The 15,235-nt window shown below is 71.4% G+C and carries 13 protein-coding genes; 6 read left to right on the top strand and 7 right to left on the bottom strand.

The genetic code is table 11. The annotated features are described in order from the left end of the window. Positions 1-176 precede the first annotated feature (176 nt). A complete protein-coding gene (gene mgrA, locus KV205_RS33915; RefSeq protein ID WP_265868804.1) occupies positions 177-1,214 on the bottom strand; it encodes an L-glyceraldehyde 3-phosphate reductase in 1,038 nt (345 codons plus the stop codon). Positions 1,215-1,325: 111 nt separating this feature from the next. Here mgrA and KV205_RS33910 point away from each other — a divergent pair, with 111 nt between their 5' ends. From KV205_RS33910 to KV205_RS33890, 5 genes are all read left to right on the top strand, one after another. After that, positions 1,326-2,087, top strand: a complete 762-nt coding sequence (locus KV205_RS33910) for an isoprenyl transferase (protein ID WP_308404126.1) — start codon at positions 1,326-1,328, stop codon at positions 2,085-2,087. A gap of 347 nt (positions 2,088-2,434) precedes the next feature. Next, positions 2,435-3,757: a PhoH family protein gene (locus KV205_RS33905; protein WP_265868802.1), complete on the top strand. Its 1,323-nt coding sequence runs from the start codon at positions 2,435-2,437 to the stop codon at positions 3,755-3,757. Positions 3,758-4,136: 379 nt separating this feature from the next. Next, a complete protein-coding gene (locus KV205_RS33900) occupies positions 4,137-4,835 on the top strand; it encodes a transglycosylase SLT domain-containing protein (protein WP_265868800.1) in 699 nt (232 codons plus the stop codon). 124 nt (positions 4,836-4,959) lie between these two features. Then, entirely contained in the window at positions 4,960-6,387 is a 1,428-nt protein-coding gene (locus KV205_RS33895; protein WP_265868798.1) for an AI-2E family transporter, read from the top strand. Beyond that, positions 6,384-7,100, top strand: coding sequence for a hypothetical protein (locus tag KV205_RS33890; RefSeq protein WP_265868797.1), 717 nt, complete (start codon positions 6,384-6,386; stop codon positions 7,098-7,100). The genes KV205_RS33895 and KV205_RS33890 overlap by 4 nt, the downstream gene beginning before the upstream one ends. 80 nt (positions 7,101-7,180) lie before the next feature. Here the strand turns inward: KV205_RS33890 and KV205_RS33885 are convergent, their stop codons facing one another. Both KV205_RS33885 and KV205_RS33880 read right to left on the bottom strand, forming a co-directional pair. Then, positions 7,181-7,714 carry an alkyl hydroperoxide reductase gene (locus KV205_RS33885; protein WP_265868796.1) on the bottom strand — a complete coding sequence of 178 codons (534 nt, stop codon included), beginning with the start codon at positions 7,712-7,714 and terminating at the stop codon, positions 7,181-7,183. A gap of 2 nt (positions 7,715-7,716) precedes the next feature. Continuing rightward, entirely contained in the window at positions 7,717-8,271 is a 555-nt protein-coding gene (locus KV205_RS33880) for a peroxiredoxin (protein ID WP_265868794.1), read from the bottom strand. A gap of 134 nt (positions 8,272-8,405) precedes the next feature. Here KV205_RS33880 and KV205_RS33875 point away from each other — a divergent pair, with 134 nt between their 5' ends. Continuing rightward, positions 8,406-9,359 (top strand): hydrogen peroxide-inducible genes activator, encoded by a 954-nt coding sequence (locus KV205_RS33875; RefSeq protein WP_265868793.1) that lies wholly within the window; start codon positions 8,406-8,408, stop codon positions 9,357-9,359. Here KV205_RS33875 and KV205_RS33870 read toward each other — a convergent pair. The 4 genes from KV205_RS33870 to KV205_RS33855 form a co-directional block, all read right to left on the bottom strand. Beyond that, the gene (locus tag KV205_RS33870; protein ID WP_265868792.1) at positions 9,356-11,362 is read right to left on the bottom strand and encodes an FAD-dependent oxidoreductase; all 2,007 of its coding nucleotides are present in this window, start codon (positions 11,360-11,362) and stop codon (positions 9,356-9,358) included. The two genes, KV205_RS33875 and KV205_RS33870, sit on opposite strands and share 4 nt — an antisense overlap. Positions 11,363-11,500: 138 nt before the next feature. After that, positions 11,501-13,990 (bottom strand): FtsX-like permease family protein, encoded by a 2,490-nt coding sequence (locus tag KV205_RS33865; protein WP_265868790.1) that lies wholly within the window; start codon positions 13,988-13,990, stop codon positions 11,501-11,503. Beyond that, on the bottom strand, positions 13,987-14,679 hold the full coding sequence (locus KV205_RS33860) for an ABC transporter ATP-binding protein (RefSeq protein ID WP_265868788.1): 693 nt from the start codon (positions 14,677-14,679) through the stop codon (positions 13,987-13,989). Before KV205_RS33860 ends, KV205_RS33865 begins: the two co-directional genes overlap by 4 nt. After that, positions 14,676-15,200: a PadR family transcriptional regulator gene (locus tag KV205_RS33855; RefSeq protein WP_265868787.1), complete on the bottom strand. Its 525-nt coding sequence runs from the start codon at positions 15,198-15,200 to the stop codon at positions 14,676-14,678. Before KV205_RS33855 ends, KV205_RS33860 begins: the two co-directional genes overlap by 4 nt. Positions 15,201-15,235 lie beyond the last annotated feature (35 nt).

Below are 15,235 nucleotides of genomic sequence, written 5' to 3'. Positions count from 1 at the left end.
CACCCCTGGAGCCCTTGTGCCGCTTGGCCTCCGGCGAAATCCCCATGCTTCGGTCGGCGCAGTCGGCACACAGCACGACTAATGAAGGGTTATGGTGGAAACCCCCCCTCGGGCCGGTCCGTATCCCCCCCACGGACCGGCCCGTTTTTCTTTCCCTCAGGTTTCCTCGGGCAGGCTCAGCCCCGCCCGGCCCAGATGTTCGTGCCGGCGGTGTCGACGGCGAACGAGTCGATCTCCTTCAGCTCCTCCGCCGACAGCGGCGCGCCCGCCAGGGCCGCCACGTTCTCCTCCAGCTGGCCGACGCTGGACGCGCCGATCAGCGCCGAGGTCATCCGCGGGTCCCGCAGCACCCAGTTCAGCGCCAGCTGGGCCAGCGACTGCCCGCGCCGCTCCGCGATGTCCGCGAGACCGCGCAGCCGCCGCAGCACCTCGTCCGACAGCAGGTTCGGGTCGAGCGACTTGCCCTGGGTGGCCCGCGAGCCCTCCGGGACGCCCTTCAGGTACTTGTTGGTCAGCAGACCCTGCGCCAGCGGCACGAAGGAGATGCAGCCCATGCCGGCCGCCTCCAGCGTGTCGAGGAGGCCGTCCTCCTCCGTCCACCGGTTGATCATCGAGTACGACGGCTGGTGGATCAGGGCCGGGACGCCCATCTCCTTCAGGAGCCGCGCCGCCTCGGCGGTCTGCTCGCTGGTGTACGAGGAGACGCCCACGTACAGCGCCTTGCCCTGCTGCACCGCGGACGCGAGCGCGCCCATGGTCTCCTCGAGCGGGGTGTCTGGATCGAAGCGGTGCGAGTAGAAGATGTCGACGTAGTCGAGGCCCATCCGCTTCAGGGACGCGTCGAGCGACGACATCAGGTACTTGCGGGAGCCCCACTCGCCGTACGGCCCGGGGTGCATCTCGTAGCCCGCCTTCGTCGAGACGATCAGCTCGTCCCGGTACCGGGCGAAGTCCTGCGCGAAGATCTTGCCGAAGTTCAGCTCGGCCGAGCCGGGCGGCGGCCCGTAATTGTTGGCCAGGTCGAAGTGGGTGACACCCAGGTCGAAGGCGCGGCGCAGGATCGCGCGCTGCGAGTCGAGGGTGCGGTCGTCGCCGAAGTTGTGCCACAGGCCGAGCGAGATCGCCGGGAGCTTGAGCCCGCTGCGGCCGGTACGGCGGTACTCCATGGAGTCGTAACGGTCCGCGGCGGCGCGGTACAGGGGGGAATCAGTCACGTATCTCTGCTTATCACGGACTTGTGACAGTCCCGGGCTGGGAGCCGGTTACCCGTCCGCAGTAATGTGGCGGTCTTCGGGGGCCGACACTGCATGGAGGGGTTAAGAACAGTGAACCTGCGCGACCTGGTGTACGGGCTCTACGCACGCCGGGTGGAAGGCCGTCTCGACCACGCCCAGGTGCCCAAGCACATCGGTGTCATCCTCGACGGCAACCGGCGCTGGGCCAAGGCCTCCGGCGGCACCCCCGAGCAGGGCCACAAGGCCGGTGCGGACAAGATCCAGGAGCTGCTCGGCTGGTGCGCCGAGACCGACGTCGAGGTCGTCACGCTCTGGATGCTCTCCACCGACAACCTGAACCGCCCCGAGGAGCAGCTCCTTCCGCTGCTCGGCATCATCGAGGACGCCGTGCGGGCGCTCGCCGCCGACGGCCGCTGGCGGGTCCACCACGTCGGCACCATGGACCTGCTGCCGGCGCGCACCCAGTCCGTACTGAAGGAGGCCGAGCAGGCCACCCTCGACAACACGGGCATACTCGTGAACGTCGCCGTGGGCTACGGCGGCCGCCAGGAGATCGCCGACGCGGTCCGCTCCCTCCTCCTGGACCACGCCGAGCGCGGCACCAGCTTCGAGGAGCTCGCCGAGGTCGTCGACATCGACCTGATCTCCGAGCACCTCTACACCCGAGGCCAGCCCGACCCGGACCTCGTCATCCGCACCAGCGGCGAACAGCGCCTGTCCGGCTTCATGCTGTGGCAGAGCGCGCACTCCGAGTACTACTTCTGCGAAGTGCACTGGCCGGCCTTCCGCAAGGTCGACTTCCTGCGCGCGCTGCGCGACTACGCGGCCCGGCACCGCCGCTTCGGCAACTGACACCTTCTGAGCGGCACCCGCGGCCCGTCCGCACCCGGACCCCCTCACGGACCCCCGGCCCCGCGCGTCACCCCCTGTTCATGAACACGCCGTCATATGCCATGGCATGACGGCACGTGTTGGAGGGCATATCCCCTGTGAAGTGAGCGGCACGGAGACCGCCACCCGGGAGGCCCTTTGCACCAGGACGACCGTGCGGGACACGCACGGACGAAGCGGAGGGCCGGTGCTCGGCCCGCGCATCGCGGCCTGAGCCCGGTCCCATTCCGCCGCGACATCGGCTTCCCCACCCGCGGAGCCGTCGCACCAGGGCCTCGCAGGGGCCCTCGAAGGGGGTCTGTCCTTCCGTGGTGACCAGCACTAAGCGCCGCTTGTCCGACAGGCGCACCTATGTTCTCGACACCAGCGTCCTGCTGGCCGACCCCAACGCGATGTCCCGGTTCGAGGAGCACGAGGTCGTGCTCCCGATCGTCGTCGTGACCGAGCTGGAGGCCAAGCGCCACCACCCCGAGCTCGGCTACTTCGCACGGCAGGCGCTGCGCCTGCTCGACGACTTCCGGGTGCGGTACGGCCGGCTGGACTCCCCGCTCCCGATCGGGGAGCTGGGCGGCACGCTGCGGGTCGAGCTCAACCACTCGGACCCCGGTGTCCTGCCCGCCGGTTACCGGCTGGGCGACAACGACTCGCGGATCCTCGCGGTCGCGCGCAACCTCCAGGCCGAGGGGTACGACGTCACGGTCGTCTCCAAGGACCTGCCGCTGCGGATCAAGGCGTCCTCGGTCGGTCTCCTCGCCGAGGAGTACCGGGCGGAACTCGCCATCACGGACTCCGGCTGGACCGGAATGTCCGAACTCGCCCTGTCCGCGGACCAGGTCGACCTGCTCTACGAGCAGGAGACGCTGTACGTGCCGGAGGCGGCCGAGCTGCCGGTGCACACCGGCCTCGTGCTGCAGTCCGAGCGTGGCCGGGCGCTGGGCCGGATCGGGGCCGACGGGTCGGTGCGCCTGGTGCGCGGCGACCGGGAGGTCTTCGGCATCCGCGGCCGCAGCGCCGAGCAGCGGATCGCGCTCGACCTGCTGCTCGACCAGGAGGTCGGCATCGTGTCGATGGGCGGCCGGGCCGGCACCGGCAAGTCGGCGCTCGCGCTCTGCGCGGGCCTTGAGGCGGTCCTGGAGCGCCGCCAGCACCAGAAGGTGATGGTCTTCCGTCCGCTGTACGCGGTGGGCGGGCAGGAGCTCGGTTATCTGCCGGGCACCGAGGCCGAGAAGATGAGCCCGTGGGCGCAGGCGGTGTTCGACACCCTCTCCTCCGTGGCGGGCCGTGAGGTCATCGAGGAGGTGCTGAGCCGCGGCATGCTGGAGGTGCTGCCGCTCACCCACATCCGGGGCCGTTCGCTGCATGACGCGTTCGTCATCGTCGACGAGGCCCAGTCCCTGGAGCGGAACGTGCTGTTGACCGTTCTGTCCCGGATCGGGGCGAATTCCCGGGTGGTGCTGACCCATGACGTCGCCCAGCGCGACAACCTGAGGGTCGGTCGGTACGACGGAGTCGTCGCCGTGGTCGAGAAGCTGAAGGGTCATCCGCTCTTCGCCCATGTCACGCTCACCCGCTCCGAGCGCTCGCAGATCGCCGCGCTCGTGACCGAAATGCTGGAGGACGGTCAGATCTGACCCGTTTCATCCCGTGCGTGCCCGTGCCGCACGGGAGTTGGCGCCGCCCGGCAAAGCGCGAGAGCTTAGCCGGGCGGCGCCGCGCTGTCCGCCGTATCGGCCAAATCCCGTGCGTCCACCCAGGTGTGAGCTTTCACACGCAACGTGGAATTGCCTTGCGGCGTTGCCGTCCGGCAAAGTCTTGCTTCCGTCAGGCCCCGCATACGGCACACGTGCACCCCCAGTGGTGCTGCACCACACAACTCAACACTCGTTCGCCGTATGCCGCCCACAGCACCACGGGCCCGTGTCTTCTGTGACCCAGCAGTACGGAGACCAGCGTCAGGGGCAAGATTTCGCCCACTCGGTCACCCTGTGGGCGATTGTGGAAGGAAACCGTGTGAGCCGGATCTCGGTCCGGGGATTCGCAGTGGCCTCGGCCACCGCGGTCACCACCGTCGGCGCCGTCGTGGGTGTTGCCTCGGGCAACGCCGCCCAGGCCTCGGACGACAACTTCGAGGCCACCGCGGCCGACGCCACGCTGCTCGCGGACATCCCCGCGGGCGAGCAGGCCCAGGTACAGGTCACCTCGCTCGCCGAGCAGGCCGACGTCCAGGCCGCCGCCGCCGACTCCCTCGCGCGCAAGTCCGCCGAGGAAGCCGCCCGCATCCAGGCCGCCAAGGACGCCGAGGCCAAGAAGAAGGCCGCCGACAAGGCCGAGCAGGAGCGCAAGGAGAAGGAAGAGGCCGAGCGCGCCAGCCGGTCCGCCGTCCGCGACGCCACCAGCTTCGCCGCGCAGAGCTCGTACAGCATCTCCGAGGTCAAGGCGATCGCCCGCCAGATGATCCCGGCGGACCAGTTCCAGTGCTTCAGCAACATCGTGGACCACGAGTCCGGCTGGAACTACCGCGCCACCAACGCCTCCTCGGGTGCCTACGGCCTCGTCCAGGCGCTGCCCGGCTCGAAGATGTCGTCCGCCGGCGCCGACTGGCAGACCAACCCGGCCACCCAGATCAAGTGGGGCCTCAGCTACATGGACGGCCGATACGGCAGCCCCTGCGGCGCCTGGTCGTTCTGGCAGGCCAACCGCTGGTACTAGGGCAGCCGCCGGATCCGCACCGGCCCCCGCTCAACCCCGTGCAGCCCCTCGCCGTCCTTTCGGTGAGGGGCTGCACGCGTGCGGGGGTGTAGGTTCGGGTGCCCGAAGGGGGAGAGGGAAGAGCATGTCGAGACTGCCAGGATGGCTGAACCGCGCCGGTGCGGGCCTCAGCCGCATGGGCGAGCGCCTGGACGAACGCCGGGCGCGCGCCGACCGGGACACCCTGGGAGCGCCGGACCCCGCCGCCCCGGCCGCGGAGCCGGCCCCCGAGCCGCTCGCCGAGCCGGTCCCGAGCCCTGAGCCGGTACCGGTGTCGGCCGCGGCCCCGGCCCCCGAACCCGCTGCTTCCGCCACCGGCTCCGTACCCGCCCCGCCGTCGTACGCCCCCGCCGTCGCCGCCCGCCCCGACCCCGTCGCCGCCATCCCCTGGGGCATGCGCGTCGCCGCCGAGGCGAGCTGGCGCCTCCTCGTCTTCGCCGGCACCGTCTGGGTCCTGATGAAGGTGATCAGCTCCGTCCAGCTGGTCGTCCTCGCCTTCGTCGCCGCCCTCCTCATCACCGCCCTCCTCCAGCCCACCGTCGCTCTGCTGCGCCGCAAGGGCCTGCCCCGCGGCCTCGCCACCGCCGTCACGGCCGTCTCCGGCTTCGTGATCATGGGCCTGGTCGGCTGGTTCGTGGTCTGGCAGGTGATGGACAACATCGACAGCCTGTCCGACCGCGTCAAGGACGGCATCGAGGAGCTCAAGCGCTGGCTCCTCGACAGCCCCTTCCACGTCACCGAGCAGCAGATCAACGAGATTGCCAAGAACCTCAGCGACACCATCGGATCCAACGCCGAACAGATCACCTCCGCCGGACTCCAGGGCGTCACCGTGGTCGTCGAGGCGATGACCGGCATCCTGCTCGCCATGTTCTCCACCCTCTTCCTCCTCTACGACGGGAAGAAGGTCTGGGACTGGACGCTGAAGCTGGTCCCGGCCCAGGCCCGGCCCGGAGTCGCCGGCGCCGGCCCGCGCGCCTGGCGCACCCTGACCGCCTACGTCCGCGGCACCGTCCTCGTCGCCCTCATCGACGCCGTCTTCATCGGTCTCGGACTGTGGTTCCTCGAAGTGCCGATGGCCGTGCCGCTCGCCGTCTTCATCTTTCTCTTCGCCTTCATCCCGCTCGTCGGAGCGGTCGTCTCCGGCGCCCTCGCCTGCGTCGTCGCCCTCGTCACCAACGGCGTGTTCACCGCCCTGATGGTGCTCGTCGTCGTCCTCGCCGTGCAGCAGATCGAAGGCCACGTGCTCCAGCCCTTCATTCTCGGCCGGGCCGTCCGCGTCCACCCGCTCGCCGTGGTCCTCGCGGTCGCCGCCGGCGGACTCACCGCCGGCATCGGCGGCGCCGTCGTCGCCGTCCCGCTGGTCGCCGTCGCCAACACGGTCGTCGGCTACCTCCGCGCGTACACGAGCGAGCAGACCCTGCGCGCCGCGCCCGAACCGCACGGCGCCACCGCCTACGAAGTCGCCCCGGTCGCCGCCCCCGGCGCCGTGGCCACGAGGAACGACACGTGATCTCCGAACCCGAACTCGTCGGCGGCCCGGCCTTCCCCGAGCCGGGCGCCGTCGCCCTCACGCCCCCGCCGCCGCCCCCGCCGGTCCGGGAGGAGTCGGCGTCCCGGACCCGCCGCCCGTGGCTGTGGGCGCTCGGCGGCGCGGTGGCCGCGTCGGCGGTGTGGGCCGGCGGGCTCGTCGCGTACGACCGCTACGCGGGGGAGGAGGGGCCGGACCTGCGCGGCTACCGGATCGGCGCCGACCCCTGCAGGGCGGGCACCTTCCACGGCCTGGCGGCCGCGATCGGGCCCAAGACCGAGACCTCCGACCCGACCCGGCTCGACGAGCCCGCCCTCTACCGTGCCAACTGCACCGTGGTCCTGCAGGCCAAGCCCGTCATGTACCAGATCGACGTGACCTACACGCTGCACCGGGTCACCGACCCCCGCCCCGAGTTCGAGGCCCTGATGCGCGACCCCTTCTACGACGGCGGCGGCCGGATCGGCGGCATCGGCGACACGGCCTTCGTCAAGGACGGCGCCGATGCGGGCGACGGCATGGTGATCAACGTGATCGACGGACCGGCCGATGTCCGCGTCAGCCTCTCCCCGGCCATGGAGTGGGACGAGAACGGCAACCCGCGCGCCGAGCCCCCGAAACTCGACCCGGCCGCCCTGCGTACGTATCTCGTCGAGGACACCAAGCAGATGATGACGGCGCTCAGGAAGAAGTGAGCGGCGGTACGCGAAAGGGCCCCGGGGTTCGTCCGAACCCCGGGGCCCTTCTTCGTACGTACCAGAGGTACCGCCCGGCCCTACTCGGCCAGGACCGCCTCGGCGTCGAGCGTCACGCCGACCGCCTGGACGACCGCGGCGATCTTCACGGCCTCCTGGATCGTCTCGCGGTCGACACCGGCCTTGCGCAGGACCTGCTCGTGCGAGTCCAGGCACTGGCCGCAGCCGTTGATCGCGGACACGGCCAGCGACCACAGCTCGAAGTCGACCTTCTCGACACCCGGGTTGCCGATGACGTTCATCCGCAGACCGGCGCGCATCGTCCCGTACTCCGGGTCCGACAGCAGGTGCCGGGTCCGGTAGAAGACGTTGTTCATCGCCATGATCGCGGCGGCCGACTTGGCGGCCTGGTACGCCTCGGGCTTCAGGTTCGCCTTGGCCTCCGGCTCCAGCTCGGCCAGCACCTTCGGCGACCGCGAGGCGATCGCGCAGGCCAGGACCGTGCCCCACAGCTGCTGCTGCGGCAGGTCGCTGTTGCCGATCACCGAACCGAGGTTCAGCTTCAGGTCCTTGGCGAAGTCCGGTATGGCGGCCTTCAGCTCATCGAGGGCCATGCTCACTCACCGGCCAGCAGCGCGACCGGGTCGAGGGTGTCCTCGCCCTTGCTCCAGTTGCACGGGCACAGCTCGTCGGTCTGCAGGGCGTCCAGGACCCGCAGGACCTCCTTCGGGTTCCGGCCGACGGAACCGGCGGTCACCATGACGAACTGGATCTCGTTGTTCGGGTCGATCACGAACACGGCACGCTGCGCGAAGCCGTCCGCACCCTCGACGCCGCAGTCGCGCATGAGCTCGTGCTTCGAGTCGGCGAGCATCGGGAAGGGCAGGTCACGCAGGTCGGCGTGGTCCTTGCGCCAGGCGTGGTGCACGAACTCGGAGTCGCCGGAGACACCGAGGATCTGCGCGTCACGGTCGGCGAACTCGTCGTTCAGCTTGCCGAACGCGGCGATCTCGGTCGGGCAGACGAAGGTGAAGTCCTTCGGCCAGAAGAACACCACACGCCACTTGCCCTCGTACGCCTTGTGGTCGATCTGCGCGAACTCCTTGCCGCTCTCCAGCGACACGCAGGCGGTCAGGTCGTAGGTGGGGAACTTGTCACCGACAGTGAGCACGCGCTCTCCTTGCAGTGTGGAAGGGATCCCTTTTGGGGGCTTCCATGAGGGGTTGGACGTCTCACATCCTGGCACGGGGTGCATTGATCAGTGAAATAGCTAGAGTGGGTCGTGTTGATCGAAGGTGGTTATCAGTGACTCCAGGCCGGCGGGCGAAGCAGCCCAGCCTTTCCCAGCTCAGAGCGTTCGCGGCGGTCGCCGAGCAGTTGCACTTCCGGGATGCCGCGGCGGCGATCGGGATGAGCCAGCCGGCGCTTTCGGGCGCGGTTTCGGCTCTCGAAGAGGCACTCGGTGTCCAGCTCCTCGAGCGTACGACGCGGAAGGTGCTGCTCTCGCCGGCGGGGGAGCGGCTCGCGGTGCGGGCACAGGCCGTGCTCGACGCGGTGGGGGAGCTGATGGAGGAGGCGGAGGCGGCGCAGGCGCCGTTCACCGGGGTGCTGCGGCTCGGGGTGATTCCGACGGTGGCGCCGTATCTGCTGCCGACGGTGCTGCGGCTGGTGCACGGGCGGTATCCGGAGCTGGATCTGCAGGTGCACGAGGAGCAGACGTCCTCGCTGCTCGACGGGCTGGCGGCCGGGCGGCTCGATCTGCTGCTGCTCGCGGTGCCGCTGGGGGTGCCGGGGGTGACGGAACTGCCGCTGTTCGACGAGGACTTCGTGCTCGTGACGCCCGAGGGGCATCCGCTGGCCGGGCGGGTGGACATTCCGCGGGAGGCGCTGAAGGAGCTGAAGCTGCTGCTCCTGGACGAGGGGCACTGTCTGCGGGACCAGGCGCTCGACATCTGCCGGGAGGCGGGGCGGACCGAGGGGGCGCCGGTGACGACGACCGCGGCGGGGCTGTCGACGCTGGTGCAGCTGGTGGCCGGCGGGCTCGGCGTGACGCTGCTGCCGCGCACCGCGGTGAAGGTGGAGACGGCGCGGAACGCGGCGCTGTTCACGGGGGTGTTCGCCGATCCGGCGCCGTCGCGGCGGATCGCGCTCGCGATGCGGACGGGTGCGGCCCGCCAGTCCGAGTTCGCGGAGCTGGCGGGCTCGCTGCGGGAGGCGATGCGCCGCCTCCCGGTCAGGATGGTCGTCCCCGGCGGTTAGCCGGTGTGGACCTGCAGGGCGACGCGTACGGCGGACTCCAGGGCGCCCTCGATCCAGGCGGGCTTGATCGAGGTGTGGTCGCCGGCGAAGTGCAGCGGGCCCTCCGAGCCGGGGATGTCCGGGAAGAGTTCGGTGTGCTGGCCGGGCAGGAGCACGGACGCCTCCCCGTACGCGTAGTGGTCGCGCATCCACGACTGGGTCTTGCCCTTGCCGGTGAAGAAGACCTCGCAGCGGCGCCCGAAGACCGCCTGCACCCCGGCGAGCGCCCGCAGACAGCGCTCCTCGTCAGCGTAGGCGTCCCACTTGAGGGCGTCGTCGGCCCAGCTGTACGAGGCGAGGACGACGCCGCCGTCGCTGCCCTCCATGGGGTGGGCGTGCTCGAAGTACGTGAAGCGGTTGGGCCCGTCGGTGACGGAGCCGCCGCCGCGGACATGCGCGGCCTCCGGGTCGCGTCGGCGCGTCGGCCGGAAGGCGGAGAAGCAGTGCTTCAGCTCGTGCGGCAGACGCACACCGAGGGCCTTCACGGACGGGTGGGCGCCGAGGTGCCGGGCGTCGTGGACCTTGCCGTCGCGGTACTTCGCGTACAGGCCCGGCTCGATCGCGTCGAGCGCCTCCTGCCACTGCTCCTCGGTCAACTCCCACCAGCGGCGGGAGAATTCGAGCAGCACCTTGGTGGCGGCGTCGTAGTGCAGCTCGGTGATCGCCCGGCGCTTGCCGTAGGACAGCGGCGGGTCGAAGGCGATGTGCCGAAGGCCGGAGAACGGCACGGTGACGACCGCCTCGTCGCCCTCGAAGACCTCGGTGACCCCGCCCTTGCCGGTCTGGCAGTCCTCGGACACGGTGTGCACCCGGACGCCGCCGCCGGGGTGCCGCTCGATGCGCACGGCCCGCCGGTCGAGCCGCACCTTGCCCTTGACCGGTGCGTACAGCGCGTCGACGAACGTCGCCGTGCCGCCCTTGATCTCCCAGAACGTCGTCTTCGGGTCGATGAGCGCGGCGGACAGGAAGCTGTGGATGAAGGACAGATGCATGCGTGAGGTGAGGTTCTGGACGGTGCCGACCAGGTCGAGGGTGCGGGTGTCCAGGCCGGCGGCCTCGGTGAGATAGCGGTACATCGACCAGTGACCGTAGCGCCGCAGCACCTCCGCCCAGCCCTCGACGAGCGCGCTGCCCTCCTTGCCGCGCACGAGCAGGTGCACCGGTTCCAGGGCGTCGGCGAGGATCGCGGCGGCGGTCTTGTGCCGGTACGCGGCGGGGACGCCGAAGGTGTCGTTGACCCGGGCGGGGTTCTTCTCGTAGTCGGCGCGCCGCTCGTGGATGCCGTTGACGTGGATCCAGGTGCGGTTGGCGCGCTTCGTCGGGTTCTCGACCTCGACGTCGACGAGCAGGAACTCCTGTCGGGGCAGGTCGAACTTCTCCAGGAGGGCCATCAGCAGCGGATGGCTGCCGGGCAGCCGCATGGCGCCGGCCTCGGCGTACTGGATCGGGTCGGCGAAGGGCTGGGCGCCGTTCTCGTGGCCGCCCTTGCGGAAGGTCTTGATCCGGCCGCCGACCCGGTTGCCGTTGGCCTCGATCACCACCACCTGGTGGCCGGCGCGGTTGAGGAGGTCGGCGGCGAGCAGTCCGGCCGGTCCGGCGCCGATGACGAGGATCCGCTTGGTGGGGCGGCCGGGGCGGGTCGGCAGGCCGTTGCGGAGGACGTCCAGATAGCCGGGGACGAGCGGCCGGTCGTGTGCGTCGTGGACGGTGATCGCCCGGGCGACGGTGGTGTACGCGGCGGGGTCGGTGCCCGGCGGGGCCGCGGCCGGCGCGGTGCCGGGCGCGAGCGCGGTGGCTCCGGTCGCGGCTTCGGCGGTGGTGGCGGTGGTGCCGGTGGTGGCGAGTCCGGCGGCGAGCGCCGTCGCGCCGGTCGCACGGACCACGGCGCGCCGCGAGGGCGGCACGCCGTGGGACCGAGTGTCGGGAGTGGTCAGATCCTGTGTGCTGCGGTCATGAGTAGTCATCGCCGATCACCCTGGGTGACGACGGCACCTCGCCACCAGCCGGTTCACACGGTAGGGAGATCAAACCACTCGTACGGTGATCATCAGACCCGACGGTGCTGACACGCCCCCTCCGCGGCGCGCCGGCCCGTACGTGGCTCATTCCGTACGCAGCCCGTCCGCCCGCATCAGCCGCCACAGCAGCGGCAGGCTGAGCAGCGTCACGAGCAGGATCAGCGCACCGCCGACCCCGGCGACCGGCAGGAACACCCACCAGTCCTCGACCTGCTTGCCGATCATCCGCAGCAGCACCACGCCGAGGGCGAGTCCGCCGGCCACCGACAGGGCGAGGCCGAGGACGATCGGCACGGCGGTCTGCCACAGCACGGACCAGCCGAGCGTGGAGCGGCGGGTGCCGAACGCGACCAGCGAGGAGAGCAGCCGCTTGCGCTCGCGCAGCTGCTCCAGGGTGGTCACCAGGAGGGACACCGAGACGAGCAGCATGGTGAGGGTGGCGCCGACCAGGATGCCGGTGCGGACGCTGGAGTACTGGGCGTCGCGCTCCATGTTCTGCAGGGTCTGCACCCGGGTGAGCGGGCTGAGCGCGGCGACCGTGTTCCGTACGTGCTCCTCGGCGTCCGGCACCGCCGGGTCGATCCGGATCATGGCACCGGCCACGGGCTCGTCGAGCCGGGCGGCGTCGAGGGCCTTCGGGGTGGCGAGCACGCCGAACTGGTACCGGCCCATGGGGTCGCGGCGGGAGTCGACGGTCCGCGCGGTGTCCGGGATCCGCCAGGTCGGCATGGGCTCGCCGTGGGTCCGCGGGTCGCGCAGGGCGACGGTCGCGCCGGCCTTCGCGGTCTGGGTGACCCAGGAGTCCTCGGGGCCCTCCTTGCCGTGGGTGAGGGCGATGAACACGTCGCCGTCGGTGCAGGACGGCAGGGTGGCCAGTTCCCGCAGGGAGGCGCAGTCGCCGACGAAGGCGGAGGTGATGGCGCCGAACTCCTGGCCCTCCGCGGGCGGTCCGGACCGCCACACGTTCGACTCGATGGTGCCCATGACGCCGCTGACGCCCGTGGTCTTCGCCAGTGCGTCGATCGCCCGCCGGGCGTCGCCGGCGGACCGGGCGTCGACCTGGGTCTGCAGCCGCGCGCGGGCGGTGTCCATGTTGGTGGGCCGCATGAAGTCGCTCTGCATGGCCTGGAACAGCATCTGCAGGGCGATCGCACCGGCCGCGGCGACGACGATGCCACTGGCGGTACGGGCGGCGGTGCCGCTGCTCAGCTGGAGCCGGCGGGTGGCGAGCTGCCAGGCCACCGGGCCGCCCCGGAGCCGCTTGACCAGGGCCTCCACCAGCCAGGGAAGCAGCGTGGTGAGGCCGATCAGGGCGAGCGTGGCGCCGATCGCGATGCCCGGGGTCTCGATGCTGGTCCCGGTGATCTCCACGTCGTCCACGCTCGGTACGAGGACGGCCGCGCCGGCAAGCAGGAGGACCAGCCGCCAGGCGACCCGGCGGGGCCGGGGGGTGGCCGTGCGGACCACGCCGAGGGGCTCGATGGCGACGCCGCGCAGCGCGAACAGGCTGACGACGACGGCCGCGAGGGGCACGATCCCGACGATCACCGCGGCGAGCCAGGGCACCGGGGACACATCGGCCGGGAAGGCGTTGACGTCCCAGATCTGCACGGTGCCGGCGAGCTGCCGGGCCACGGCGAAGAAGCCGGCGCCGGCGGCGAGGCCGAGCAGCGCCCCGGCGAGCGATTCGCCGGCCGCGATCCGCCGGGTCATGGCGGTGTCGGCGCCGACGAGGCGCAGCGCGGCGAGCCGCCGGTCGCGCTGTTCGCCGCCGAAGCGGACGGCGGTCGCGATGAAGACCAGGACCGGCAGGAGCAGGACGACACAGGCGATGACGACGAGCAGCAGGAGGAACGCGTTCAACGGTTCCTCGGGCACGGACCAGCCGTAGGTGCGGCCGCGGCCGTCGTAGTTCTCGGTGGTGAGGGTGTCCGTCCCGGCGAGGTAGCGCAGCTCGGCCGGGCCGATCAGTCCCGCCTCGCCGACGGTGCCGACCGCCTTGTAGGGCAGCCGCTTCTTGAGCAGGGCGCCTTCGGGGGAGTCGAGGAGCTCGCGCAGCGCGGGGGAGACCAGCATCTCGCCGGGCGCGGGCAGCCGCGCGGCGCCGGGCGGCACGGCCGCCTTCGGTCCCTCGGGCCGCAGCAACAGACCGGTGACGGTCTCGCCGTGGTAGAGGGTCTCGGCCTGGACGTAGAGAAAGGTGTCCGGGCCGGGCTCGGCGACCTCGTGGCTGGCGTCGGGCTGCCGCGCCGACTCCCGCACCTCGCGCTGGAACAGCATGTTCGGCAGGGACGCGGCGACCAGGAGCAGGGCGACGCCCAGGCCGATGCCGGTCGCGGTGAGGGCGGTGCGCAGCCGGCCGCCGCGCCCGCCGGTGACGGCGAACCGGGCGCCGAGCGCGAGGTCGCGCAGCCAGGCGCGGGGGCCGGGGCCGGTTCCGGGGCCGGTTCCGGTGCCGGTGGTGTCGGTCGTACGGGCGGCGCCCCTCCCCGTACCAGGGGCGCCGCTCGTACCCGTACCGCCCGCACCCGTACCGCTGTCGCTCGTACCGCTGAACTCCGTACGGCCGCTCATGCCGCCCACTCCGCGTCGCGCACCGCGCCGTCGCGGACCACGATCTCGCGGTCGGAGTAGGCGGCGACCCGGGCCTCGTGGGTGACCAGGACGACGGCGGCGCCGGTGTCCCGGGAGGCGTCGGTGAGCAGCGACATGACCCGCTCGCCGTTGAGCGAGTCGAGGGCGCCGGTCGGCTCGTCGGCGAAGATCACCCGCGGGGCGGTGACGAGCGCGCGGGCCACGGCGACCCGCTGGCCCTGGCCGCCGGATATCTCCCCGGGGCGCTTTCCGGCCACGTCCTCGACCTCCAGGCGGGTCAGCCAGTCGTGGGCCCGCTGCTCGGCGGCCCGGCGCCGCTCGCCGTTCAGGCGCAGCGGCAGGGCGACGTTCTCGACGCAGGTCAGCTCGGGCACCAGCTGCCCGAACTGGAAGACGAAGCCGAAGTCGGAGCGGCGCAGGGCGCTGCGTCCGGCGTCGCTCATCGCGGTGAGCTCGCGCCCGTCGTAGTGGATGGTCCCGGCGTCCGGGCGGACGATGCCGGCCAGACAGTGCAGCAGGGTCGACTTGCCGGAACCGGAGGGGCCCATCACGGCGACGACCTCACCGGCACGCAGCGAGAAGTCGGCGCCGGTGAGCGCCGGGGTCGGCCCGTAGGCCTTGTCGAGGCCGCTCGCGGCGAGCAGCGGCCCGCTGGTCGTGGGGCTCATCGGCGGATCTCCTCGGCGAGCCGGTCCAGGCGGGCGGCGGTCAGTTCCAGCCAGCGCAGATCGGCCTCCAGGTGGAACAGGGCGTGGTCGCAGATCAGCTGGTCGGCGAGGTCGCCGTCCTTCTTGCGCCGGGTCAGCTCGCGCATCAGCCGCAGGTGCTCGGCACGCTGGGTGTCCAGGATCTCGGCGGCGCCGCGCCCGGTGAGCAGGGCGAGCACGACCTTGGTGTAGAGGGTGGACTGGAGGTACGGCTCGGGCTTCTCGGGGCTGGCGAGCCACCGTTCGACATCGGTGATGCCGGCCTCGGTGATCGCGTACCGCTTGCGCTCCGGGCCGCCGCCGGCCTCGATGCCGTCGACCTCGACGAGGCCGTTCTTCAGGAGGCGGGACATGGTCGAGTAGACCTGCCCGTAGTGCAGCGGCCGGTCGTGGCCGAAGCGCTCGTCGAAGGCCCGCTTGAGGTCGTAACCGTGGCGCGGGCCGGACTCCAGGAGTCCGAGGAGGGTGTGACCGATGGACATGCCCGTCACTGTACATGGGGTGTATACGCACGATG

This window comes from Streptomyces sp. SKN60, assembly GCF_026236535.1.
In the GTDB taxonomy this organism is placed as follows: Bacteria; Actinomycetota; Actinomycetes; order Streptomycetales; family Streptomycetaceae; genus Streptomyces.
This window is presented reverse-complemented; position numbering and strand designations above follow the sequence as displayed.